The sequence below is a fragment of the Streptomyces sp. SDr-06 genome (assembly GCF_003324565.1).
Taxonomy (GTDB): Bacteria; Actinomycetota; Actinomycetes; order Streptomycetales; family Streptomycetaceae; genus Streptomyces.
On sequence record NZ_QOLA01000001.1, the window covers coordinates 70,557 to 93,024 of the forward strand.

Consider the following 22,468-nt stretch of genomic DNA (forward strand, 5'->3'; position numbering starts at 1 on the left):
CCGATCGGCTCACCTGGGGCCCCGACGGATCGCGGCCGAGGAATTCCAGGGCACACCGACCGGTCGGGCGGCTGGTTTTCCGGGCACACCGGAGAAACCCAATTCCCGGACCGCGAAGAGCTTCCCCGACGTGCGCCCCGGGTGCGCGCCGACCGCTTCCGTCGGGACGAGCGCCGTGGCCAGGACGCGGCCGGATTCCCCGACCCCCCGCCTCCCAGGGCCGCCCGGCCCTCTCCCCCAAGCTTGAACGGGAGCATGAAGCCAAGCATTTGAGAAGCGTCTCCGTGGAAATTCCACACGAAGGGTGCGGTAGCCACCCATCATGTTCACCCAGCCCAATGGGAGGGAACGGCGCACACGAACCGGGGAAGTGGACCGTGTGGCGCAACGGCGTAAGCGCGTATTTTCATCGGACACGTGGTGAATTCCGGGACGGGTCACCGGCGAGCGGCGACCGCGCCCCGAGCCCGAAGTGCCCCCGCGCGGGGCGCGGCTGGCCCGGCTCACCGGGCGTCCGGAAACCGTTCAAAGGTCCGGTTACTCTGTGGTCCGCGCGACGGCCAGGGAGTTGCCGTACGCCGCGAGTGATGACGGGGGGAAGCACGTGTCGGACCAGACCGATGCACCTGTGGGAGCAGCGCAGGAACAGCTCTTCGTGGAACTGCGCCGCATCAAGCAGGCGTCCGGATTCAGCTACGGGCAACTGGCTGACAGGACCCACTACAGCCGCTCCTCCTGGGAGCGCTTCCTGAACGGGAAGCAGCTCCCTTCCCAGGTGGCCGTCGAGCAGTTCGCCGCCGCCACGGGCGCGGACCCGCGTCCGCTGCTCACCCTGCTCGACGCGGTGGGCCAGTCGCCGCTCCCTCCCGTCCCGGAACCGGCCGCGGACGAGGCGTTGACACCCGAGCCCGCGCCCCGGAGCCCGGCGACGTCCGGGGCGGCCACCGGTGTGACGGAGGGGTCAGAGGCCCCGGCCGAGCCTGCCGCACCCGCACCGGCCGCGTCCCGCGCGCGCAGGTGGCTTCCCCCGCTGTTCGCCCGGCACCGGCCCTGGCGGCGCCGGCTGGCGACCGTGGGCTACATCGCGTCCGGCGCCGTCATGGGCGCGGTCGCCACGGTGGGGGTCATGGGGACCGCGTCCGGCGCGCACGGAGGCGACACGCCCTCCGGCGCCCAGGCACCGAGCACCGGAACGGCCCAGGGAGCCCCGGTGCCCGCGGGCGGCAAGGTGGACGCACGCTGCTCCGGCGACACCTGTCTGCGCCGCGACCCCCAGGCCATGGACTGCCAGTGGGACGCGTCCACGTCCCACGACACCTGGCTGCGCGGCATGCACATCGAGTTGCGCTACAGCCCCGCCTGCCAAGCGGTGTGGGGGCGGATAGAGAACGGCGCCGTCGGCGACGTCGTCACGATCAAGGACCGGACCGGCCTGGAACTCCAGGCCACGATCCGGACCGACCGGGACACCTACACGCAGATGCTCGCGGTCACCGCCGACGCACCGGCGGAGTCCGTGACGATCTGCGGGGCCATCCCGAGCCAGAAGCAGTTGGAGTGCTCACCGAGCCGCAACGTCCAGCCCTAGAGTCCAGCGGCCCCGCGCCCTCCCCTGTCGAGCAGGCGCACCGTGTCGGCGCGGTGCAGCTTGTCCGGGTTGCGCACGGCGTAGAGGCCGGTGATCCGCCCGTCGTGGATCTCGAAGGCCACCAGCCAGTCGAGTGCGCCGTCGGTGAGGAACCGCGCCGCGGGCATGCCGTTGTACGTGGCGTGCTCGATCCGGGTCGCGGGCGTGATGCTGGTGCGGGCCACGCCCAGGATGAACCGGGCGACCTCCTCGCTGCCGATGACCGGACGGCGGGCGGCGGTCACCTTGCCGCCGCCATCGGCGATCTGGACGACGTCGGGGGCCATCAGATCCATCAACGCCTGGATCTCACCGGTGGACGTGGCGAAGAGGAAACGGTCGACGATCTCACGGGTGGCCTGGGAGTCGGGATCGAAGCGGCGGCGCCTGGCATGGACGTGCTGCCGTGCCCGGCGGGCGATTTGACGGACCGTCACCTCCGACTTGCCGATCGAGTCGGCGATCTCGCGGTGGCTGTAGCCGAACACGTCGTGCAGCACGAACACCGCGCGCTCGGTCGGGTTCAGCGTTTCGAGGACCAGCATGAGGGCCATCGACACCGACTCGGCCAGGATCGCGTCATCGCCCACCGCCGGTCCGGTGCGGATCGGCTCGGGCAGCCAGGTGCCGATGTACTCCTCGCGCCGCGCCTTGACGGTGCGCAGATGGTTGAGCGCCTGCCGGGTCACCACTCGCACCAGGTAGGCGCGCGGGTGGTCGATCTCGGCGCGGTCGACCGCACTCCACCGCAGATAGCTCTCCTGCAGCACGTCCTCGGCATCGGCGGCGCTGCCCAGCATCTCGTAGGCGATGGTGAACAGCAGCGCGCGATGCTCGCTGAAGGCGTCCTCAGTCACGCCCCTCCTCCCTCGCGCGTGCGCAGGCCCACCGAGACATCCCACTCACCCCTTCGTCCCCTTCCCTGTCCACACACACCCATCGCGACACACCGCCGGGATGGAGCGTGACCCGCACCTCTGTGATGGCCTCGCCACGGCGACAGAGGGTGACACGAGCCCCCGCACGCGGCCAATAGCGTCTGGCAATACATGAAAATCGTTTCGCCCGATTGTTTGCGTGAATGGGGCGTCCTACCCTGAGGGCATGGGTGCCGTACCTGAACCACACGCGGGTTGGACGTTTCTGACCAACCATGCCCGCGTGCTGGCCGCCATCGCCGACGATCCCTCCACCCGTATCCGCGACATCGCCGCGCACTGCAGACTCACCGAGCGCGCCGTCCAGCGGATCATCTCCGACCTGGAGGAGGCGGGCTACCTCTCCCACACCCGCCAGGGGCGCTCGAACACCTACCGCATCGAACCGAGCATCCCCCTGCGGCACCCCGCCGAGGCCGGCCTGACCGTGGCCACCCTCCTCGCGGTCCTGGCCCAGCACGACGAGCAGCGCGGCAAGGAGCCCCCCGCGCGGGAACGCCCGGCCCCGTCCCGCACGCGCGAGGCGGAAACCGGCCCATCCCGCTGAGCAGGACCCCCGGGCACCACGCGGAACCCGGGGGTCACTCACTGTGCGCCCCGCTTCTCTTCCTCCCCCCTGGTCTGCCGATCGCGCCGGACGGGGAGAAGATGGTGAAGGCGCTGGGACAGGAGTGAGGTACCGGTCAGGCTGACGAAGGGCCGACGATGAACGCATCCGAGGTATTCGAGGAGCGGCTCGGGCCCCAGCGGGTCGCCGCGACCGAGCCCGGCGGCCTGCTCGACGTGCTGGGCGTCGCCGCCATAGTCCTGGACGAGTCCGGGCGGATCGCTCTGTGGAGCCCACCGGCCCAGGAACTGTTCGGCTGGACCGCCCACGAGGCCCTCGGCCGCTCCGCCGCCAAGCTCCTGGTCTCCGAGGAGGACCGCCCGCTGGTCCTCGACCTGTTCGCCCGGGTGATGGGCGGCGGGGGAACCTGGGCGGGCGTCTTCCCGGTCCGGCACAAGGACGGGCGCACGCGGCTGGTCGAGTTCCGCAACATGCGGCTCCAGGACGAGCACGGCGGCCTGTACGCGCTGGGCATCGCGACCGACGAGCCGACGCTGCGTGCCGTGGAGCGGGACCTGGCCCTGTCGGTGCGCCTGGTGTCGCAGTCCCCCATCGGTCTCGCCGTGCTCGACACCGAGCTGCGCTACGTGCTGGTGAATCCCGCCCTGGCCCGCATCAACGGCGTTCCCGCCGCCGACCACATGGGGCGCACCGTCCGTGACGCCCTGCCGTTCCTGGACACCGCGCCCATCGAGTCCGCGATGCGCCGGGTCCTGGAGACCGGCGTGCCGCTGCTCGACCAGACGGCCATCGGCCGCACCCCGGGCGACCCGACGGAGCACGCCTGGAACGTGTCGTACTACCGCCTGGAGGACCCGGCGGGCCGCGTGCTGGGGGTCGCGACGTCCATCGTGGACGTCAGCGAGCAGTACCACGCCGCGAACGAGGCGGCCGAGGCCCGCAGGCGCCTCGACCTCATCGCCCGGGCCTCGGTGCGCATCGGCACCACGCTCGACCTGAACCGCACCGCCCACGAACTGGCCGACCTCGTGGTGACCGACCTCGCCGACATCGCCGCCGTCGACCTCCTGGACTCCGTCCTCGACGGCCGCAGCACCACGGACGAGCCCGCGACCGGGCCGGTCGCCATCCGTGCCCTCGCCGTCGCGGCGGCCTACCCCACCGACGCCCTGCGGGCGGCCGACCCCCCGGGCAACATCGCGAAGTACAACGCGGAACGCCTGGTCACGCGGTGCGTCACGAGCGCCAGACCCGTCCTCGTCAGCCGGGTCGGCCCCGCCGACCTGGCGAACATCGCCCGCGACGAGGAGGCCGAAGCCCTCCTCGCCCGCGCGGGCCTGCACTCCTACCTGGCGGTCCCCCTGATCGCGCGCGGTGAGGTCCTGGGCGCCCTGGACCTCAAGCGGGCCCGCAACCCCCAGCCCTTCACCCACGACGACGCCGTCCTGGCCCTCGAACTCGCCACCCGGGCCGCCGTCTGCATCGACAACGCCCGCTGGTTCCAGCAGCAGCGCAACGCCGCCCTCTCCCTCCAGCGCCACCTCCTGCCCCGCCAGCCGCCCCAGCCCACCGGGCTCGACGTCGCCTATCGCTACCAGCCCGCCGCCGCGATCGGGGAGGCCGGCGGCGACTGGTTCGACGCGATCCCCGTGGCCGGTGACAAGACGGCCCTCGTCGTCGGCGACGTCATGGGCCACGGCATCAACGCCGCGGCGACGATGGGCCAGTTGCGCACCGCCACGCGGACGCTGGCCGGCCTCGACCTCGACCCCGCCGATGTGCTGCGCCACCTCGACCGCATCACCTCCGAGCTCGACGAGACCACCGCCACGTGCGTCTACGCCGTGTACGACCCCCACCGCACGCACTGCCGCATCGCCCTCGCGGGCCACCTGCCGCCCATCTGGGACCGTCCGGGCCGCGCCCCCCGCTTCCTCCAACTCCCCACCGGGGCGCCGTTGGGCGTCGGCGGGGTCCCCTTCCGGGCCACCACGGTCGACTGCGCCCCCGGCGACCGGCTGGTCCTGTACACCGACGGCCTCGTCGAGACCCGCGACCAGCCCATCGACGACCGGCTGCGCGCCCTGCTCGACGCGCTGACCCACCACCGCCTGCCCCTGGAGGCGACCTGCGACCGTCTCCTGGCCGCACTCCCCCCGCCCCAGGGCCACGACGACGTCGCCCTGCTCATCGCCGAGGTCACCGCGGCGCCGCCCGCTGCGGACTGAAGGAGCCCCGCACCGACAGTCCCACACCACCGCGTGCCGGCCCGGCCGCCTCCTGCGGCGCCTCGCCGACCGGGCAACTAACCCCGTTCGCTGCACGGGTGGGTGTACGAAGGGAGCGCTTTGGGCACCCCGTAGCTCTATGACCACCTACGTCGTGACGATCCCCGGAACCCTCCTCGCCGAACGCACCGAGGAGAGGACCCAGACCCTCGAACGCGCTCTGCGCCCCGCCGACCCGCGCGGAACCCGCCTCGGCGAGGCCGAGCACTTGGAGATGCTCACCTTCTACAGCGGCTCGTCGGCCTTCAGCGTCCGCCTGGAGGTGGAGGCCGACGACACCGGCACGGCGGAGCAGGAGGCACGCCGGACGGTCGCCGCCGCTCTGCGCACCGCCGGCTATGCCGAGGACGAGGCGCCGCTGGGCGACGCGGTCATCACCGGCATCACCAAGGAGTGAACGAGCCTCAGGGGGAGGGCGGCGCCGCATCCGGCCCGCCCTCCGCCGATCCGGGCTTGCGCGCCACCCTCAGCATCGCGGGCAGCCGGGGCCCCGCCTTGACGGGAACGGGCTCCTCCGCGTCCTCGACAGGACGGCGCTGCCACCAGTGGTGGCGCCTGGGATGCAGGGCGCGGCCGAGCCTGCGGCCCAGGAGCAGGTAACCGGTGAACGCCCCGAGCGAGTTGAGGATGACGTCGTCGATGTCGAAGGCGCGGCCGGTGACGAGCAGACCCTGGGCCGTCTCCACGGTGAGCATCACGAAGGCCGTCATGAGCACCACGCGCACCAGGCCGCGCGTTCTGGGAAACAGCACCGGCAGCAGCACACCGAACGGCATGCCGAGGACGATGTTGCCGCCGACCTGCTTCACCGTGTCCCGCCAGTCGGGCTGGGCGAAGTAGGCGCGCACCGAGGCGCCCGGGTGAAGGTTGGTGTGGGTCAGCCGGACGGAGGCCGGTGAGGGGACCAGCGTGGCCCGGGCGAGGAGCACCGCGAAGGCCACCATGCAGACGAACCCCACGATCAGCACGATGGCCCGGGCCACCGCCGCCTGCCAAGTACGCCGTTGGAGCCGAGGTCCTGATGCCATGTCATCCCGAGTACCCGGCCGCTGCCCTCGCACGCCTCCCTTGACGCGCCCACGCCAGGGTCCTACGGTTTCCCCGTTCATATCACAGCACATCGTTCATCATCCTGAACGGTGTGGAGTGGTTCCGCGCCCATCCGTCGAGACTCCCCCACGAGAAGGTCCCACTGATGCGCATACGCACCGTGCTCCTCCCCCTCGCGACGACAGCCGCCACCGTCGCGAGCCTCGCCCTCGTAGCCCCCTCCCTCTCAACCGCCGCGCACGACAAGGGGGTTGACGCGCACAGCAGCGTCACCCTCGCCCCCCTCGCGGCGGCGACCACCGCACCCGGAGGCACCTTCGACCTGTCGGTGTGGGAACTCCAGGAGCCCGTGGGATCCCCCGGGTCGCCGACCACCATCCCCTCGTCCCGCCTCCAGGGGGCCAACGGGTTCCAGGACACGTACTTCTACAGCGACCCCCACGACGGCGCGATGACGTTCTGGGCCCCCGAGAAGGGCGTCACCACGCCGAACTCCAACTACGCCCGTTCCGAACTGCGCGAGATGAACCGCGACGGCAGCACCGCGAACTGGCCGCTCGCGGGCGCCCACCGGCTCGACGCGACCCTGCGCGTGGTGTCGGTGACCGACCACGTCTGCGTCGGCCAGATCCACCTCGGCACGGGCGGCTCGTCCACGAAACCGCTGGTGGAGCTCTACTACCGCGCCAACGGCGACATCGTCGTGGGCACCGAGAACTCCCCCTCGGGCGGCCAGACGAGTCACCCCGTGGGCCATGTGCCCCTCGGCACCAAGTGGAGCTACACGATCGGCGTCTCGGGCGGTCACACCCTCGACCTGACGATCAACGGAAGCACGACCCACTATCCGATTCCGTCCTCGTTCGACGGCTACCGGCAGTACTTCAAGGCGGGCTCGTACAACCAGTCGTCCTCCAGCAGCACGACCAAGGGCGCCCGCGTGGCCTTCTACAAGCTCACGGTCGCGCACGGCTGAGCGGACGCGCCTGCGGAGCGGCGAGGTCCGGCCCGCGCGACTGCTCCGCATGCGCTCCCCATGGCCCCCCAATGGCCGATGCGACTGGCATAGCCCTTCCCGACCTGGGCACTCTTCCAGACAAGGCCCCCTCGGCCACCTGGAACAACCCACCATCCGCACCGCGCCACCCACGGCGCGGGCCCACCGACCCCGGGACGGAAACACACCATGAGCATCATCGCCTGGATCCTGATCGGCCTTCTCGCCGGCGCCATCGCCAAAGCCCTCATGCCGGGCCGGGACCCGGGCGGCTGTGTCATCACCATGCTCATCGGCATCGTGGGAGGACTCCTCGGCGGATGGCTCGGGAAGGTCATCTTCCACGTCCACTCCATCCAGGGCTTCTTCCACCTCTCGACGTGGATCGCCGCGATCGTCGGCTCGGTCATCGTGCTCGCCCTGTACCGCCTGCTCATCGGCAACCGCAACCGCTGAGGACCGGGCGCGGCGGCCCGCCCCCCAGGCTTGTGGGCCGCCCCCGCCCTTCGCCCTACCGAGTCGCCATCGACTCGTTCCGGCCCCCGCTCCCGGCGCCCTGTTGACGCGTACCCGGCCGTACCGGAAGATCCGGTAGCCGACGTACTGCCCAACTGCCCGCGCCGGGAAGGGAATTGATGAGGACGACGAACACGCCCCGTGCCACGGCGCGAGGGGCCCGCGGGAGCGCCCTGCTCGCGGTCGCGCTGGCCGCGGCCACGGCCCTGATGGCACCGGCCCCCGCCCACGCGGCCGCCGCCTGCGCAGCCACCGCCACCGCGCCGCCGGTCCAGGTCGCGCGGATACCCGACTGGGCCGAGTCGATCGTCGTCGACAAGAAGGGGCGGATGTTCGTCACCGCCTACTTCACGGGGCGCGTCTACCGCATCGACGCACCGGGCAGCGCCCCGGTCGCCCTCACGGGCGACATCGGTGCCAACGGAGGCGTCGTCGTCCGCGACGACGGCCGGTTGCTCGTCGGCACCGGCAACGACCTCGCCCACTCGCTCACCGGTGACGTCCTGCCGGTCTCGAAGCTCCTCCTGGTGGACCCGGACTCCGGCGAGGTCAGCACCTACGCCTCGGGGCTCGGCGGCATCGACGGTGTCGCCCTGGCACCCGACGGCACCGTGTACACCACCACCGTGGGCGGCCGGAACATCGGCCGCGTCACACCCGACGGCCGGGTCGACCCCGCGTGGGCCCACGTCCTGATGCCGAACGGCATCGCCGTCTCACCCCAGGGCGACGAGGTGTACGTCATCCAGACCACGGTGGCCCCGGCGCTCTACCGCATCCCCGTCGGCGACCCCACCCACCCGCGACGCTGGATCCCCACCGCCCCGGCCGACACCCTCGGCCTGCCCGACGGGCTCACGCTCGACAGCCAGGGCCGCCCCCTGATCGCCACCCACGCCGCGGGTCAGATCTGGCGGGCCGAACAGGGCGCGCTGTGCTCGGTGCAGTCGGGCCTGTACCTCTCGACGCAGATCACGTACGGACATGGCGAACGCGGCTTCTCGGCGGGCAGGCTCTACCGCTCCGGCGTGGACGGCACAATCTACGAAGTCCCCGCCGGAAGCGATCCCACGGGCCGGTAGCGGCGCCAGGACCGGGAGGCGTCCGCACCCGGCGCTCAGACGCGCGGGTCCCCGACGACCGGGATCGCCGGGTGACCGCCCGGGTGGGCGACGCGTGAGCGTGCCGGAGCAGCGCCGCAGAAGGCCGGTTCCAGCGCTTCCATCAGGCCTTCCGTGATCGCCCCGTTGTTGGACGCGTTCGCGAAGACGACGACCGTGCGCTCCCCTCCCGGCGTGGAGAACGCCTGCGACTGGTATCCCTGGACGATTCCGCCGTGACCGAACACCTTCCCGCAGGAGAGGGCGATCTGCCGCACGCCAAGGCCGTAGCCGATGCTCCTCGCGCCGGTGGGGAGCGCTGCCGTCATCTGCCGCAGCGACTCGTCGGAGACCAGCCCTCCGGCACTCCCGGCCAGCAGAGCGGTCAGGAAGCGGTCGAGATCTCGGGCCGAGGAGACGATGCCTCCCGCGCTCCAGATCCAGGACGCGGTCTGCTCGGTCGCATCGAGCAGCGGCCGGTGGCGGTCGTCCGGGGTCAGATAGCCGGTGATGTGACGGCCCGCGATGCTCTGGCGAGGCACGGGGAACGAGGTGTGGCGCAGCTTGAGCGGCTCGAAGATCTGCTCGCGCAGCAGCTCGGCGTAGGGGCGCCCGGTGACGTGTTCGGCGGCCAGGGCCAGCAGCACGAAGCCCGTGTTGGAGTACGCGTAGGAGGTCCCCGGCGTGTACTGCAAGCCGTGCCGCACCGACAGGGCCACCAGATCCCGTGGGGCGTACACGCGGTTGCGGATGCGCTGCTCGAAGGCGGTGGTGGTCTCCTCCCCCTCCTGCTCCAAGAGGTCGTTGACGTGGTCGTACACGCCCGCCCGGTGTTCCAGGACCTCCCGTGCGGTGATCGGCCAGCGCTCCGGGAGCGTCCCGCCCGGCAGGTAGGCGCGCAGCGGCCGGTCCAGGTCGAGGAGGCCCTGTTCCGCGAGGCGCATCACGAGCACCGAGGTGAACATCTTGCTGTTGCTGCCGACCCTGAACCGCGCGTCGACCGTCATGGGGATGCCGCTCAGGTCGGCCTCGCCGACGGGCTGCGACCAGGTGAGTGCCGGGTCCCGGTGATCCCGGATCACGGCGAACGCGCCCGGCGCCCCGGCCCGCAGCACCCGCCCGAGCGCGGCGCGCACCCCGGCCGTGTCCGGAGCGGTCCGCGGCTGCTCGCCGGACGCGCTCACCGCGCTCCCCACCAGCAGCACCACCGTGGCGGCGACGGTGGTCACCGAATGCGCGAGCCTGGTTCTCATCGTGGAGCAGCCCTTCTCTCACCCGCTGGTCCTCGGCGACTCGGGAAGGCGGCCGACTGCCGGACATCCCGTGCGGCCGCGATCGTATAGGTATGCCGGGTTCCTCCCCCGGCTGCCTCGCCCCCCGGCGTTTCGGCCCGCGTCACGGGACCCGAGGCGATCCGCCGCGGCGCCGCAAGGTGCGCGGCCTCGTCGAGGGTCAACTACTGGACATGGAAGGCGGGTTGACGGTTCTGCCCGACTGCCCTCCTCCCTCGACGCGCATGATCCTGTGATACGAGGGCAGGCGCACGATACAGGCCACGGTTCGAAGGGGAGGTTGCTTCCATGTCGGTGCTAGGACGTTTTCCTGCCGGTGGACCGCGCGGGTCATGGCCGGCCGAGGAGTTGGCGGAACAGCTCAGGAAGCGGGGACGGGCGGCCACGGTCGTGATGGATCTCGACAGCGACGCCTTCCTCGTGATCGAGCGGCATCGCGACAAGGCGGCGTAGGCGCCCGGCCCTGCCATCGCAGTCCGGCTCCCCTGACGCCCTTCGCCCCGCACCCGACCTGCTCGTCGGCGGCGGGGCGAGGCGCGTGCGGGGAGCGGCGCGCGATCAGCGGCCCACGTACGCCGCCAGATGCTCTCCCGTGAGGGTGGATCGTGCGGCCACCAGCTCGGCCGGGGTGCCCTCGAAGACGATCCGGCCGCCGTCGTGACCGGCGCCCGGGCCCAGGTCGATGATCCAGTCGGCATGCGCCATGACCGCCTGGTGGTGCTCGACGACGATGACCGACTTTCCGGAATCGACGAGCCGGTCGAGCAGGCCGAGCAGTTGCTCGACGTCGGCGAGGTGGAGGCCCGCCGTCGGCTCGTCAAGGACGTAGACGCCGCCCTTCTCCGCCATGTGCGTGGCCAGCTTGAGCCGCTGCCGCTCGCCGCCGGACAGGGTGGTCAGGGGCTGGCCGAGGCTGAGGTAGCCGAGCCCCACGTCGGCGAGCCGGGTCAGGATGCGATGGGCGGCCGGTGTCGCCGCGTCGCCCTTGGCGAAGAACTCCTCCGCCTCGGTCACCGACATCGCGAGCACCTCGCTGATGTCGCGGCCCGCGAGGTGGTAGTCGAGTACCGACGCCTCGAACCGCTTGCCGTCGCACTCCTCGCAGGTCGTGGCGACCCCGGCCATCATCGCCAGGTCGGTGTAGACGACGCCCGCACCGTTGCATGTGGGGCAGGCGCCCTCGGAGTTGGCGCTGAACAGCGCGGGCTTCACGTCGTTGGCCTTGGCGAACGCCTTGCGGATCGGGTCGAGCAGTCCGGTGTACGTCGCCGGGTTGCTGCGCCGCGAGCCGCGGATCGCCCCCTGGTCGACCGAGATCACGCCCTCGCCCGCCGGGATCGATCCGTGGACGAGGGAGCTCTTGCCGGAGCCGGCCACGCCGGTGATGACCGTCAGCACCCCGAGCGGGATGTCGACGTCGACGTCCTTCAGGTTGTGCGCCTTCGCTCCCCGGATCTCCAGCGTGCCGGTGGGCTCGCGCACGGTGTCCTTGACGGCGGCCCGGTCGTCGAAGTGGCGGCCCGTGATGGTGCCGCTGGTGCGCAGCTGCTCGACGGTGCCCTCGAAGCAGACGGTGCCGCCGCCCGTACCGGCATTGGGGCCGAGGTCGACGACATGGTCCGCGATCGCGATCGTCTCCGGCTTGTGCTCCACGACGAGCACCGTGTTGCCCTTGTCCCGCAGCCGGAGCAGCAGGTCGTTCATCCGCTGGATGTCGTGCGGGTGCAGCCCGATGGTGGGCTCGTCGAAGACGTAGGTGACATCGGTGAGCGAGGACCCGAGGTGGCGGATCATCTTGACGCGCTGCGCCTCGCCGCCGGACAGCGTGCCCGAGGGCCGGTCGAGCGAGAGGTAGCCGAGGCCGATCTCGACGAACGAGTCGAGCGTCTCCAGGAGCGTCGTGAGCAGCGGCGCCACGGAGGGTTCCTTCAGGTCCCGGATCCACTCGGCCAGGTCCCTGATCTCCATCGCGCACAGGTCCGCGATGTTCTTCCGCTTGATCTTCGAGGAGCGCGCGCCCTCGTTCAGCCGGGTGCCCTGGCACTCCGGGCAGGTGGTGAAGGTGACCGCCCGCTCGACGAACGCCCGGACGTGCGGCTGCATCGACTCGGTGTCCTTGGACAGCATCGACTTCGTCACGCGCGGGATCAGGCCCTCGTACGTCATGTTGATGCCCGCGATCTTCATCCGGGTCGGCTCGCGGTGCAGGAGGTCTTGCAGCTCCTTCTTGGTGAACTTGGCGATCGGCTTGTCCGGGTCGAAGAAGCCGGACTCGATGTAGAGCCGTGAGTTCCAGCCGCCGCCGGTGTAGCCGGGGATGGTGAACGCGCCCTCGTTCAGCGACTTTCCGGCGTCGTAGAGCTGGGTCAGGTCGATGTCGCTGACCGCGCCGCGGCCCTCGCAGCGCGGGCACATGCCGCCGGTGATGCTGAAGCTGCGCCGCTCCTTCACCTCCTGGCCGCCGCGCCGCACGGTGACCGCGCCGGCCCCGCTGATCGAGGCGACGTTGAAGGAGAACGCCTTGGGCGAGCCGATGTGCGGCTTGCCGAGCCTGCTGAACAGGATCCGCAGCATCGCGTTGACGTCGGTGGCGGTGCCGACCGTGGAGCGCGGGTCGCCGCCCATCCGCTGCTGGTCGACGGTGATGGCGGTGGTCAGACCGTCGAGCACGTCGACCTCGGGCCGCCCGAGCGTCGGCATGAAACCCTGCACGAAGGCGCTGTACGTCTCGTTGATCAGCCGCTGCGACTCGGCGGCGATGGTGTCGAACACCAGCGAGCTCTTGCCGGAGCCGGAGACACCCGTGAACACCGTCAGGCGGCGCTTGGGGATCTCGATGCTCACGTCCTTGAGATTGTTCACGCGTGCGCCGTGCACACGGATCAGGTCGTGACGGTCGGCGGCGTGCGCTGCGGGCGGCTGCGGGCCCGTCCTCTTGGCCATGCTGATCGTTCTCCATCGTTCGGGCGGGGCCGTGATCGCGCTCCCGCCGGGGGCGCCCGGCTGGATCCGCCCGGCTGCGAGCAGTAGCTACGGTTCTACGTCGTCGGCACCGTGACGGCAACGGTTCGGCGCGTGCCGCGGGACCGGCCGGGGAGCGGTGCCCCTCCGGCCGGAGCGGAGCCGGGCCTCACCGGTCCTGGAGCAGGCCGAGCACGTTGCCGTCGGGGTCGGTGAAGGTGGCCACCAGGCGGCCGCCGCCCACGTCGTGCGCGGGCTCCTTGACCTTGGCGCCCGCGGCGGTGACCTCGGCCAGCTTCGCCTCGATGTCGGGCACGTGCCAGTAGGCCACGGGTCCGGTCATGCCCTGGTCCGCTCCGCCCGGCACCAGGCCGATCTGCTGGCCCTCCGTCGCGTAGCCGACGTAGTACGGCTCGTCCGTCTGCGGCGCGACGCCGAGCAGCGCGGTGTAGACCTCCTTGGCCGCAGCCAGGTCGGTCACGGGGTGCAGCACGGTCTTGATTCCCTGGGTGGAAGAGCCGTTGGTCATGGTCGCTCCTTGGGTCGTGGGTCGCATCGGCCCGGCGCGCTCTGCCCCGCTCGAAGCCGGGCGGAAGCCCGGGTGGCCGATGTGCTGATCACGCTAGCTTCGGCCCCGGTGCCGCGCTTCTCCGATCCTGACCGGTTGGGGGACCCCCTCGTCAGGACCTGCCCCGCCGCGCCCCGACGACGTACGAGGACCCGGGCCGGCAGGGTCGGACCGGGTCCGATGCCCGCGACGCAACGACGGCTGTCCGCGTCCGCCCGGGGTGGTGATCCGTCCCGGTCCCGCGACACGCGATGATGGCTTCATGAGCCTTCCCGACGCCATCACCGCCACCCTCGCCGCCCGCGACAAGGTCGACTTCGAGCAGGACTTCGCGCGCACCCGCCAGATCATGACCTTCGTCCACACCACGGACGGGGCGGAGGCGGTCGAACTCGCCATGTTCGAGGGCCCGTTGCCCATCCCGGCCGTTGGGCAGTCCGTCACCCTGTGGGTCACCGGCCACCCCCTGGTGGTCCGCCGCGTCGAGACCCATTACGGGCTCGGCGGTGCGGACACCCATCCCAAGCGCGAGCAGGTCGCCTCCGTCATCGTGTTCGTGGAACCCCGAACCCCCTGACAAACACGCCCCGTTGACCGCGCACGCCACGCCGCTGCGAGGTGTGCCGCAAGGCCGGGCGGGGCCACCTGCGTGCCCCGCCCGGCGAGCCCGCGTCACACCCCCGACGTCACGGAGTCCTCTCGGCGCGACTGCTCCGGCGTGGCCGTCCTCGAGCCGCCGCCATCCGCCCGCTGAGCCGGGCGACCCGGCGGGCGTACGAGCGCCAGGACGATCAGGCCGCCCAGGGCCGCGGCCGAGGCCGACAGCAGGAAGACGCGATCGAGGCCGGTGGCGAAGGTCTGGTGGACGAGGTGCTGAGCCGCGTCGTGCCGCGCCGCGGGCGCCGCTTCGACGAGATGCTGCGCCTGCCCGGCGGCCAGCCCGGCCGCGCCCTTGTCGGCGTCCGGCACCGCGCCGGAGGCGGCGAACACCTCGGCCGTCCGGCTGGTGAAGACCGCGCCGAGGACAGCGATGGCCAGCGTCATGCCGAGCTGGCGGAAGGTGTTGACCGCGCCGCCCGCCATGCCCGCCCGCTGGGGCGGCACGGTGGAGGTGGCGGCGGAGACCAGGACCGGCGTGGCCAGACCGACCCCGACACCGGTGACCACGAGGCCCCACAGCAGCGACGCCCGCCCCGCCTCGGCCGTCATCCCGACGCGCAGCAGCAGCATGCCCGCCGCCACCAGGAGCAGGCCTCCGCCGATCGGCACGCGGGGGGCCAGCCGCTGGATGTGGCGCCCGGCGAACACGGCCACGACGAAGGAGGCCGCGGCCAGCGGGGTCAGCGCCAGACCCGCGGCGACGGGGCTGAGGCCCAGCACGGACTGGAGCCACAGCGAGACCAGCACCAGGCAGCCGAAGGCGCTGCCCTGCAACAGCAGGGCGCCGCTCATCAGACCGGCGAACGAGGGGCGGCGCAGCAGCGTCAGGTCCAGCATCGGAGCGCCGCCGCGTCGCGCGGTCCGGTGCTCGATCACGACGAACGCCACCAGGGCCAGCGCGGTGACGGCGAAGGTCGCCAGGGTCTCGGCCCCGGTCCAGCCCGCCTCGCCGCCGCGGATGAGCCCATAGGTGAGGGCGCCCGCGGCGAGGGTGAAGGCGGCCGCGCCGGGGACATCTATGCGGGCCGGCGCGCCGTGACCGGGGGCGGTGCGGAGCTGGTCCGGGCGCACCACGCGCAGCGTCATCGCGATGGCGACGGCGGCGATGGGCAGATTGACCCAGAAGATCGTCGGCCAGCTGATGTGCTCGGTGAGCAGGCCGCCGAGCAGCGGACCCGCCGCGGCGGCGGCCCCGTTGGCAGCGCCCCACACACCGAAGGCCGTGCCCCGGTCCCTGCCCTGGTACGAGGTCAGCAGCAGGGCGGGGGCCGTGGCGAACATGGCGGCACCGCCGACGCCCTGCACCACGCGCGCGGCGATCAGCACACCCACGCTGGGGGCCAGCCCGCACACGAGGGAGGCCAGCGCGAACAGCGCCAGGCCGTAGACGTAACAGCGCCGGTGGCCGAACCGGTCCGCCAGGGAGCCGGAGGCCAGGAGCAGGGCGGCGAGGGCCAGGGCGTACCCGTCGATCACCCATTGCAGCGAGGTGAAAGAGGCGTCGAGGTCGTCAGCCATGCTGGGCAGTGCCACGTTCACGATGGTCACGTCCACCAGCAGGATGAAGGCGCCCAGGCAGACCGCCGTCAGGGGCCACCACTTGCGCATGTCAGATTCTCCGATCGGATCGAGCGTGGGTCAGGGGCCGGAAGGCGCGCTTGGCCGCGGCGTGGCCCCTGAAGCGAGTGTTGGACGCGGCAGGCGCTTTCCCTGAGCCAGCACCGGGATTTTGCGCGGATCCGACATCATGGGAACCATGAAGACGTATCTCGACACCTTGGCCCCGGCGGATCACCGGCTGGCGCAGGAGGACCTGGCGCTCGCGCACGCCCTGCAGATCAACGGGCGGGCATCGTTCCGGGAGATCGCCGACGTCCTCGGGGTGTCCGACCAGACGGCCGCCCGCCGCTGGTCGCGCCTGCGCTCCACGGGCAGGCTCCGGGTCCTCGGCCTGACCGATCCGCAGCGTCTGGGCGACTCCCCGTGGGTGGTGCGCGTACGGTGCACACCCGACGCGGCGGCCTCCATCGGGGAGGCGATGGCCCGCCGCACGGACACCAGCTGGGTCAACCTCAGCTCCGGGGGCACCGAGATCTCCTGCTCGGTACGGACCCGGGGCCCGGGGATCGAGGAGTCGCTGCTGCTGCGCAAGCTGCCGCGCACACCCCAGGTGGTGGACGTCTCGGCGCACTGCCTGCTGCACATCTTCTTCGGCCAGGACCTCAGCACGATCAACAAGAGCGGCCCGCTGACAGCCGCACAGGTCGCGGCGCTCACGCCTTCCGTCATCCCCGAGCGGGCCACGGCGGACACGCCTCCGGTGGCCCTGGACGACGGCGACCGGCAGCTGCTCGACCTGCTGGCCCGGGACGGCCGGGCGGCGCCGGGGGAGCTGGCGGCGGCGACCGGCCTGTCCCCCTCGACGGTGCGCCGACGCATCACGGAGCTCAGAACGGCCGGGGTCCTCTACTTCGACGTCGAGTACCACCCGGACGTACTGCGGCGGAACTTCCGGGCCGCCCTGTGGCTGGAGATCGATCCGTCCCGCCTGGCCGAGGCGGGTGAGGCGATCGCCGCGCACCCGCAGGTGTCCTTCGCCGCCGCGGTGACCGGCACGGCCAACCTCTACGCCAGCATCGACGTCCCGACCGCCCAGCTCTTCTACCGCTACCTGACGGAGTCCGTGGCCGCGCTGCCGGGCCTGCGCCACACCGCGACCGTCCCCATCCACCGCACCCTCAAGGGTCCCGGCCCCTACCTGCCGCCCAGGACATAGCCCGCGCACCCGGCCCGGGGGGTGCGCGGGAAGCCCGGTGGCGGCCCCGGCACCGCCGACGTACCGTCACGGCAACCGGCCAACGGCGCGTTCGCGAGAACCGGAGAGGTGAGACGGTGAGCCACGAGATCTGGGACTATCGGCCAACTGCCGGATACCGTGCGGGAGTCGACCTGGTCGGCTACCGGGTGGAGGCCACCGACGGCCACATCGGGAAGATCGACAAACACTCGGAAGCCGTCGGCGCCGCGTATCTCGTGGTCGACACCGGCGCCTGGATCTTCGGCAGGCACGTACTCCTGCCCGTCGGAACCATCGAGCGCGTCGACGCCGCCGAGCGGACGGTCCATGTCGACCGCACCAAGGACCAGGTCAAGGACGCCCCCGAGTACGACGCGGCCAAGCACGCGGGCGAGCCCTCCTATCTGGAGCAGTTCGCGAGGTACTACGGCCAGCCCCGCATGTAGCGCTCCAGGCTCCCCCCACACACCCGTGCCGATCCGCTTACGGAAAGTAGTTCCGGCGCCCGCGGAATTTATTGATGACCTCAATGGTTGGCATGTGCATCGAACCGTTCGGCCCGGCCTGTGAACGCCTCACGGCGATCGGGTCGGCCCTGATCAGCGAGGCATCGTGAACGACCACACCCCCGAGCAGCCCGCCGAGATCGTCGCCCGGCTGCGCGCCACGTTCCGCTCCGGCCGCACCAAGCCCGTCGAGTGGCGCGTCGACCAGCTGCGCCGACTGCGCGAGATGCTCACCGCGCACGGGGCCGACCTGGCGGAAGCCCTCCACGCCGACCTGGGCAAGAGCCCCACCGAAGCCTTCCGCACCGAGATCGACTTCACGGTCCGCGAGATCGACCACACCCTGGATCACCTCGCCGAGTGGCTGCGGCCGGAATCCGCCCCGGTGCCCGGGCACCTCGGCGCGGACGCGACGGCGTGGACGCGGTACGACCCGCTGGGCGTCGTCCTGGTCATCGCGCCCTGGAACTACCCCGTCCAGCTTCTGCTCACCCCGATGCTGGGCGCGCTCGCCTCCGGCAACGCGGTCGTCGTCAAGCCCAGCGAGCTGGCCCCCGCCGCCTCCGCGGCCCTCGCCCGCCTGCTCCCCCAGTACCTCGACACCTCCGCGGTCGCCGTGGTCGAAGGTGCCGTACCCGAGACCACCGCGCTGCTCGCCGAGCGCTTCGACCACATCTTCTACACCGGCAACGGCATGGTCGGCCGCATCGTGATGCGGGCCGCCGCCGAGCACCTCACCCCCGTCACCCTCGAACTCGGCGGCAAGTCACCGGCGTTCGTCGACCGCGGCGCCGACCTGTCCGCCGTCGCCGACCGGCTGGCCCGGGGCAAGTTCCTCAACGCCGGGCAGACCTGTGTCGCGCCCGACTACGTGCTCACCGACCCGGAGACGGCCCGCGCCCTGGAGCCGGAGTTCGCCCGCGCCGTCGAGGCGCTCTTCGGCGCGGATCCGCAGAGCTCGCGCGAGTTCGGGCGCATCGTCAACGAGCGGCACTTCGACCGGCTCAGCGCCCTGCTCGACTCAGGGCGGGCCGTCACGGGCGGCACCACCGACCGGGCCGCCAAGTACATCGCGCCGACCGTTCTGGCCGACGTCGACCCCAAGGCCCCGGTCATGCAGGAGGAGATCTTCGGGCCCATCCTGCCGATCGTCACCGTGGCGGGCCTGGACGAAGCGATCGACTTCATCAACGACCGCGACAAGCCGCTCGCCCTGTACGCCTTCACCGACGCGGACACCACCCGGGAGCGCCTGGCCGCCGAGACCTCGTCCGGCGGCCTCGGGTTCGGGCTGCCGCTCGCCCATCTGACCGTCTCCGACCTGCCGTTCGGCGGAGTCGGCGAGAGCGGCATGGGCAGCTACCACGGCCGGTACTCGATCGAGACGTTCAGCCACCGCAAGGCGGTGCTCGAGAAGCCGCTCGGCTGACGCGACCACGCCTGTGCCCTGGACATAGCCGTCCAGGGCACAGTCACGTACGCCGCCAACTCGCCCGTGCAGCACCCCCGTTGACCCTCACATCCACTCCCTCAGCACCTCGGTGATCACATGCCGGGCGTTGTGGGTCATCGCCGGATTGGTCGCGCGGTAGTAGGGCAGCGCGATCACCGCCTGGGAGAGCGTGCGGGCCCGCCCACGACGCCAGGTCGCGTCGTCCACGCCGAGTTCCTCGCGGAAGACCTCCCGCGCACCGGCCGGAAGCAGGTTCCACGCGGGGAAGAGATCACAGGCCGGGTCGCCCATCCCCAGGCACCCGAAGTCGATCACCGCGGCGAGCCTGCCGCCGTCCACCAGAAGGTTGCCCGGCATGAGATCGGCGTGCAGCCAGACCGGCGGGCCCTCCCAGTCCGGGGCACGCAGCGCCTCGTCCCACACGGCCGCCACCGCGTCGCAGTCGACGCCCTCCTCCGGGATCCGCCGCAGCCGCTCGATCGCGCCGCGGGTCTCCGCGTCGAGCGAGCCAAGTGGGCCCCCTCTATGGGCTGTTGGCGCCCCCGGCAGGGTGATGCCGCGCATCGCGGTCACGAAGGCGGCGAGGTCCTTGGCAAGCAGCAGGGGTTCATCCAGTGCCCCGGCCTCGGGATTCCGCCCGGGCAGCCACCGATACACCGACCAGGGCCAGGGATACCCCTCCCCGGGCTTCCCGACGCCGACCACCTCGGGAATGGCGGCGGGCAACAGGGGCGCGAGGCGGGGCAGCCACTCCCCCTCCAGCAATACGTCCGAGGCCCCGCCGCTCACCAACGGCAGCCGTACGGCCTTGTCGTCGCCGAGCCGGTACATGGCGTTGACCGTGCCGCCCGACGGAAACCGTTCCACCGCGAGCCCCGCCCACTGGGGAAACTGCGCGCCGATCAGCCTCCGTACGAGGTCGCCGTCCAGGGGGTGTTGGCCGTCATGCATCCGATCCGCGCTCATGGCGCGCCATCTCACCGCCGCGCACCGCCGACGTCAAACCCTTTTGCCGCTGACGCTCCCGGGCGCACGCCCGCCGACAGCACTCTCCTGACCAGCGAGGACAACGGTTCGGCGGCATGATCCGGGCGGTTCGACCCGGCCGCACCCAGGGGATAGCCTCAGCGCTCGACAACGGCTGGTTTCAGGGGGAGCAGGGAATGCGGCATCCGGAGTGCGGGGACGAACGGCTGGCAGCGGGAGGCGAGGTGTCGGTGGCTCGTCTCGCGCTCCACGACGACGACCTTCCCCACGCGGCACGGCATCTGGCCGACGCCATGCTGCACGAACCGCAGCTGCCCGAGCTGCACGAGGCCCTGGCCGAACTGTGCGCCAAGGCGGGCGGCGCGGCGGCCGCCCGGGACCTCTTCCCCGTCGAAGGGGAGGTGTATCTGGGCACGCTGGTGTGCCGGGCGCACGTCGAGGCGTCCGCCGGGGACCGCGACGCCGCCGTCGGGCTCATCGCCTCGGCCATCGCCTTCGACCGCACCAAGCCCTGGGCGGACGCCGCCTGGCTCACCGACCCCGAACTGGTGGCGCTGCTCAGTCCGGACGCGCTGGCGCAGTCGGTGACCCGGGTCGCGGGACACCTTCCGGACCCCCTGCCCGAGGAGCAGCGGCCCCCGCTGCAGCCCTTCGAGCAGCTGGTCAGGGCCGTGGCCGCGCGTCATCCGGATCACGCCCTGCTGTCGGCGATGGCCTCCGGACTGGTCCGGCGCTTCGGCGACACCGCCGAGGCCGTCCGGCTCGCCGAGCACGCCCAGCGGACCGCCCCCGGATTCATGCCCGCCGTGATGCTCGGCAACGCCCTGCGCTCGGACGGTCGGCCCGACGAGGCCCTCGCGGTCTGGGAAGCCCAGCTGGCCCACGCGTTCGACGACTACCTGGCGGTGGACCTGGCCGAGTTGTACGGGGCCACCGGGCGTGCGGCCGATGGGCTGCCGTGGCTGGAACGGGTCCTGGCCGCCGAGCCGGACCACCCCAAGGCGGCGCCCGCACTGCACGGGCTGCGCCACCGGATCGACGGCGGCACCACGCATCTGCTCGCCCTCGCCGACCACCACCGCGCCCACCCCGACCACGACTACGCGCACGAGCTGCTGGCCCAACTCTCCTGGCGCAAGCCCTGGTTGGGCATGGTGCACCCGGCCACCGAGGCAACCGTCAACGTCCTCCACCAGTTCCTGAATTCGCCCTCCAGCAACCGCGACAGCGAAATCGCCTGTACCGCCTCCCAGTTGGAGCCGCCCAGCTCGCTGCTTGCGATGCGCCTCGCCTTCCCGCGCGCCACGGTCGAATACCAGTCACTGCCGGAGCCGGACCCCCGCAGGACGCTGCGCGAGGTCGGCACCCGGATATGGGCGTACGACGGACTCGCCGCCCGCCCCGCCGTAGCGGCGCCGTCGGCCGAGGCGGCCGAGCTGATCCGGGCCACTGCCGAGATCTCGTGGCCCACCCTGCCCGCCGCCTACGACCACGCGGTCCGGCTCGCGGATCTCCCGCTCCCCGATCTCCTCGGCGCCCTCGCCCACCCGCCCGCGCCGCGCGAGGACGAGTTGGGGCGCGCGCTGCTGGCCCGCCGGCCCGAGCTCTGGGTCCGTGGCGTGCAGGCCTTCGCCTGCCTCGGCATCGCGCACCACCGCACCGATCAGCCCTGGGCCGAGTCCGACCGCCGCCGAGTGCTGCTCGATCTGCTCCTCGGCTCCGAGGACTGGGTCAACGAGGCGGCGGCCTTCGCCCTGGTCACCATCGCCTGGACACACCCCGAGACCCGGGCCGACATCGCGACCCAGTTGGGGGTCCGGCTCCTGGACGTGGCCACGAGCTCCCAGCAGCGTGATGTGACGACCCTTCAGTCGATCTGCGCGCTGATGCTGTGCTGCCCCTGGGCGGACGGCGGCGCGCTGAGCCTGGCCCGCACCATGGCCGAACTCGACCGCGAGGGCCAGGCGGAACCGAGGCCCGAGGACGAGCAGGCGCGTCGGCAGACGCACGAGCGCCTCGCCGAACTGGCGCGGCAACGACCACCCGCCTCACCCCCACCGGCCCGCGCGGGCCGCCTGAAGCGGTTCTTCGGCCGCGCCTGACCCGCGCCCGAAGCCCGCAGGTCACAGCCCTGTTGTCAGTGGGGCTCCGTACGCTTGC

Annotated in this window: 20 protein-coding genes; 13 read left to right on the plus strand and 7 right to left on the minus strand. The window is 71.9% G+C overall.

Annotated elements, in window-relative coordinates; all coding sequences use genetic code 11:
* Window positions 1–628: 628 nt before the first annotated feature.
* Window positions 629–1,588 carry an XRE family transcriptional regulator gene (locus tag DT019_RS00310; RefSeq protein ID WP_223279223.1) on the plus strand — a complete coding sequence of 320 codons (960 nt, stop codon included), beginning with the start codon at window positions 629–631 and terminating at the stop codon, window positions 1,586–1,588.
* On the opposite strand, the gene DT019_RS00315 is transcribed toward DT019_RS00310, so the two are convergent.
* Window positions 1,585–2,484: an RNA polymerase sigma-70 factor gene (locus DT019_RS00315; RefSeq protein WP_114034505.1), complete on the minus strand. Its 900-nt coding sequence runs from the start codon at window positions 2,482–2,484 to the stop codon at window positions 1,585–1,587. The two genes, DT019_RS00310 and DT019_RS00315, sit on opposite strands and share 4 nt — an antisense overlap.
* A gap of 247 nt (window positions 2,485–2,731) precedes the next feature.
* Between DT019_RS00315 and DT019_RS00320 the strand changes: the two genes are divergently transcribed.
* The 3 genes from DT019_RS00320 (at window position 2,732) to DT019_RS00330 (ending at window position 5,818) form a co-directional block, all read left to right on the plus strand.
* Window positions 2,732–3,112 carry a helix-turn-helix transcriptional regulator gene (locus DT019_RS00320; RefSeq protein WP_114034506.1) on the plus strand — a complete coding sequence of 127 codons (381 nt, stop codon included), beginning with the start codon at window positions 2,732–2,734 and terminating at the stop codon, window positions 3,110–3,112.
* A 158-nt stretch (window positions 3,113–3,270) separates the two neighbouring features.
* Window positions 3,271–5,361, plus strand: coding sequence for a SpoIIE family protein phosphatase (locus DT019_RS00325; RefSeq protein WP_114034507.1), 2,091 nt, complete (start codon window positions 3,271–3,273; stop codon window positions 5,359–5,361).
* 139 nt (window positions 5,362–5,500) lie between these two features.
* A complete protein-coding gene (locus DT019_RS00330) occupies window positions 5,501–5,818 on the plus strand; it encodes a hypothetical protein (protein ID WP_114034508.1) in 318 nt (105 codons plus the stop codon).
* A 7-nt stretch (window positions 5,819–5,825) separates the two neighbouring features.
* Here the strand turns inward: DT019_RS00330 and DT019_RS00335 are convergent, their stop codons facing one another.
* Window positions 5,826–6,530: a VanZ family protein gene (locus DT019_RS00335; protein WP_411292676.1), complete on the minus strand. Its 705-nt coding sequence runs from the start codon at window positions 6,528–6,530 to the stop codon at window positions 5,826–5,828.
* Window positions 6,531–6,616: 86 nt separating this feature from the next.
* Between DT019_RS00335 and DT019_RS00340 the strand changes: the two genes are divergently transcribed.
* The 3 genes from DT019_RS00340 (at window position 6,617) to DT019_RS00350 (ending at window position 9,066) form a co-directional block, all read left to right on the plus strand.
* On the plus strand, window positions 6,617–7,447 hold the full coding sequence (locus tag DT019_RS00340) for a polysaccharide lyase family 7 protein (protein WP_114035243.1): 831 nt from the start codon (window positions 6,617–6,619) through the stop codon (window positions 7,445–7,447).
* Between the two features lie 210 nt (window positions 7,448–7,657).
* Window positions 7,658–7,924, plus strand: coding sequence for a GlsB/YeaQ/YmgE family stress response membrane protein (locus DT019_RS00345; RefSeq protein WP_114034509.1), 267 nt, complete (start codon window positions 7,658–7,660; stop codon window positions 7,922–7,924).
* A gap of 179 nt (window positions 7,925–8,103) precedes the next feature.
* Window positions 8,104–9,066: an SMP-30/gluconolactonase/LRE family protein gene (locus DT019_RS00350; protein ID WP_114034510.1), complete on the plus strand. Its 963-nt coding sequence runs from the start codon at window positions 8,104–8,106 to the stop codon at window positions 9,064–9,066.
* Window positions 9,067–9,101: 35 nt separating this feature from the next.
* On the opposite strand, the gene DT019_RS00355 is transcribed toward DT019_RS00350, so the two are convergent.
* Complete coding sequence (locus tag DT019_RS00355) at window positions 9,102–10,337, minus strand: serine hydrolase domain-containing protein (RefSeq protein ID WP_114034511.1); 1,236 nt, start codon at window positions 10,335–10,337, stop codon at window positions 9,102–9,104.
* 327 nt (window positions 10,338–10,664) lie between these two features.
* On the opposite strand from DT019_RS00355, the gene DT019_RS39280 reads away from it, so the two are divergent.
* Window positions 10,665–10,829: a hypothetical protein gene (locus DT019_RS39280; RefSeq protein ID WP_189388987.1), complete on the plus strand. Its 165-nt coding sequence runs from the start codon at window positions 10,665–10,667 to the stop codon at window positions 10,827–10,829.
* Window positions 10,830–10,934: 105 nt separating this feature from the next.
* On the opposite strand, the gene DT019_RS00360 is transcribed toward DT019_RS39280, so the two are convergent.
* Both DT019_RS00360 and DT019_RS00365 read right to left on the minus strand, forming a co-directional pair.
* A complete protein-coding gene (locus tag DT019_RS00360) occupies window positions 10,935–13,319 on the minus strand; it encodes an ATP-binding cassette domain-containing protein (protein WP_114034512.1) in 2,385 nt (794 codons plus the stop codon).
* 187 nt (window positions 13,320–13,506) lie between these two features.
* Window positions 13,507–13,866, minus strand: coding sequence for a VOC family protein (locus DT019_RS00365; RefSeq protein WP_114034513.1), 360 nt, complete (start codon window positions 13,864–13,866; stop codon window positions 13,507–13,509).
* 301 nt (window positions 13,867–14,167) lie between these two features.
* Between DT019_RS00365 and DT019_RS00370 the strand changes: the two genes are divergently transcribed.
* On the plus strand, window positions 14,168–14,482 hold the full coding sequence (locus DT019_RS00370) for a hypothetical protein (protein ID WP_114034514.1): 315 nt from the start codon (window positions 14,168–14,170) through the stop codon (window positions 14,480–14,482).
* Window positions 14,483–14,577: 95 nt separating this feature from the next.
* Here DT019_RS00370 and DT019_RS00375 read toward each other — a convergent pair whose 3' ends face one another.
* The gene (locus tag DT019_RS00375) at window positions 14,578–16,173 is read right to left on the minus strand and encodes an MFS transporter (RefSeq protein ID WP_114034515.1); all 1,596 of its coding nucleotides are present in this window, start codon (window positions 16,171–16,173) and stop codon (window positions 14,578–14,580) included.
* 148 nt (window positions 16,174–16,321) lie between these two features.
* On the opposite strand from DT019_RS00375, the gene DT019_RS00380 reads away from it, so the two are divergent.
* From DT019_RS00380 to DT019_RS00390, 3 genes are all read left to right on the plus strand, one after another.
* Entirely contained in the window at window positions 16,322–17,341 is a 1,020-nt protein-coding gene (locus DT019_RS00380; RefSeq protein ID WP_114035244.1) for an Lrp/AsnC family transcriptional regulator, read from the plus strand.
* A 116-nt stretch (window positions 17,342–17,457) separates the two neighbouring features.
* Window positions 17,458–17,808: a PRC-barrel domain-containing protein gene (locus tag DT019_RS00385; protein ID WP_114034516.1), complete on the plus strand. Its 351-nt coding sequence runs from the start codon at window positions 17,458–17,460 to the stop codon at window positions 17,806–17,808.
* A 166-nt stretch (window positions 17,809–17,974) separates the two neighbouring features.
* Window positions 17,975–19,297: an aldehyde dehydrogenase family protein gene (locus DT019_RS00390; protein WP_114034517.1), complete on the plus strand. Its 1,323-nt coding sequence runs from the start codon at window positions 17,975–17,977 to the stop codon at window positions 19,295–19,297.
* 87 nt (window positions 19,298–19,384) lie between these two features.
* Here DT019_RS00390 and DT019_RS00395 read toward each other — a convergent pair whose 3' ends face one another.
* Complete coding sequence (locus DT019_RS00395; protein WP_114034518.1) at window positions 19,385–20,272, minus strand: aminoglycoside phosphotransferase family protein; 888 nt, start codon at window positions 20,270–20,272, stop codon at window positions 19,385–19,387.
* Window positions 20,273–20,484: 212 nt separating this feature from the next.
* Between DT019_RS00395 and DT019_RS00400 the strand changes: the two genes are divergently transcribed.
* Complete coding sequence (locus DT019_RS00400) at window positions 20,485–22,410, plus strand: hypothetical protein (RefSeq protein ID WP_114034519.1); 1,926 nt, start codon at window positions 20,485–20,487, stop codon at window positions 22,408–22,410.
* Window positions 22,411–22,468 lie beyond the last annotated feature (58 nt).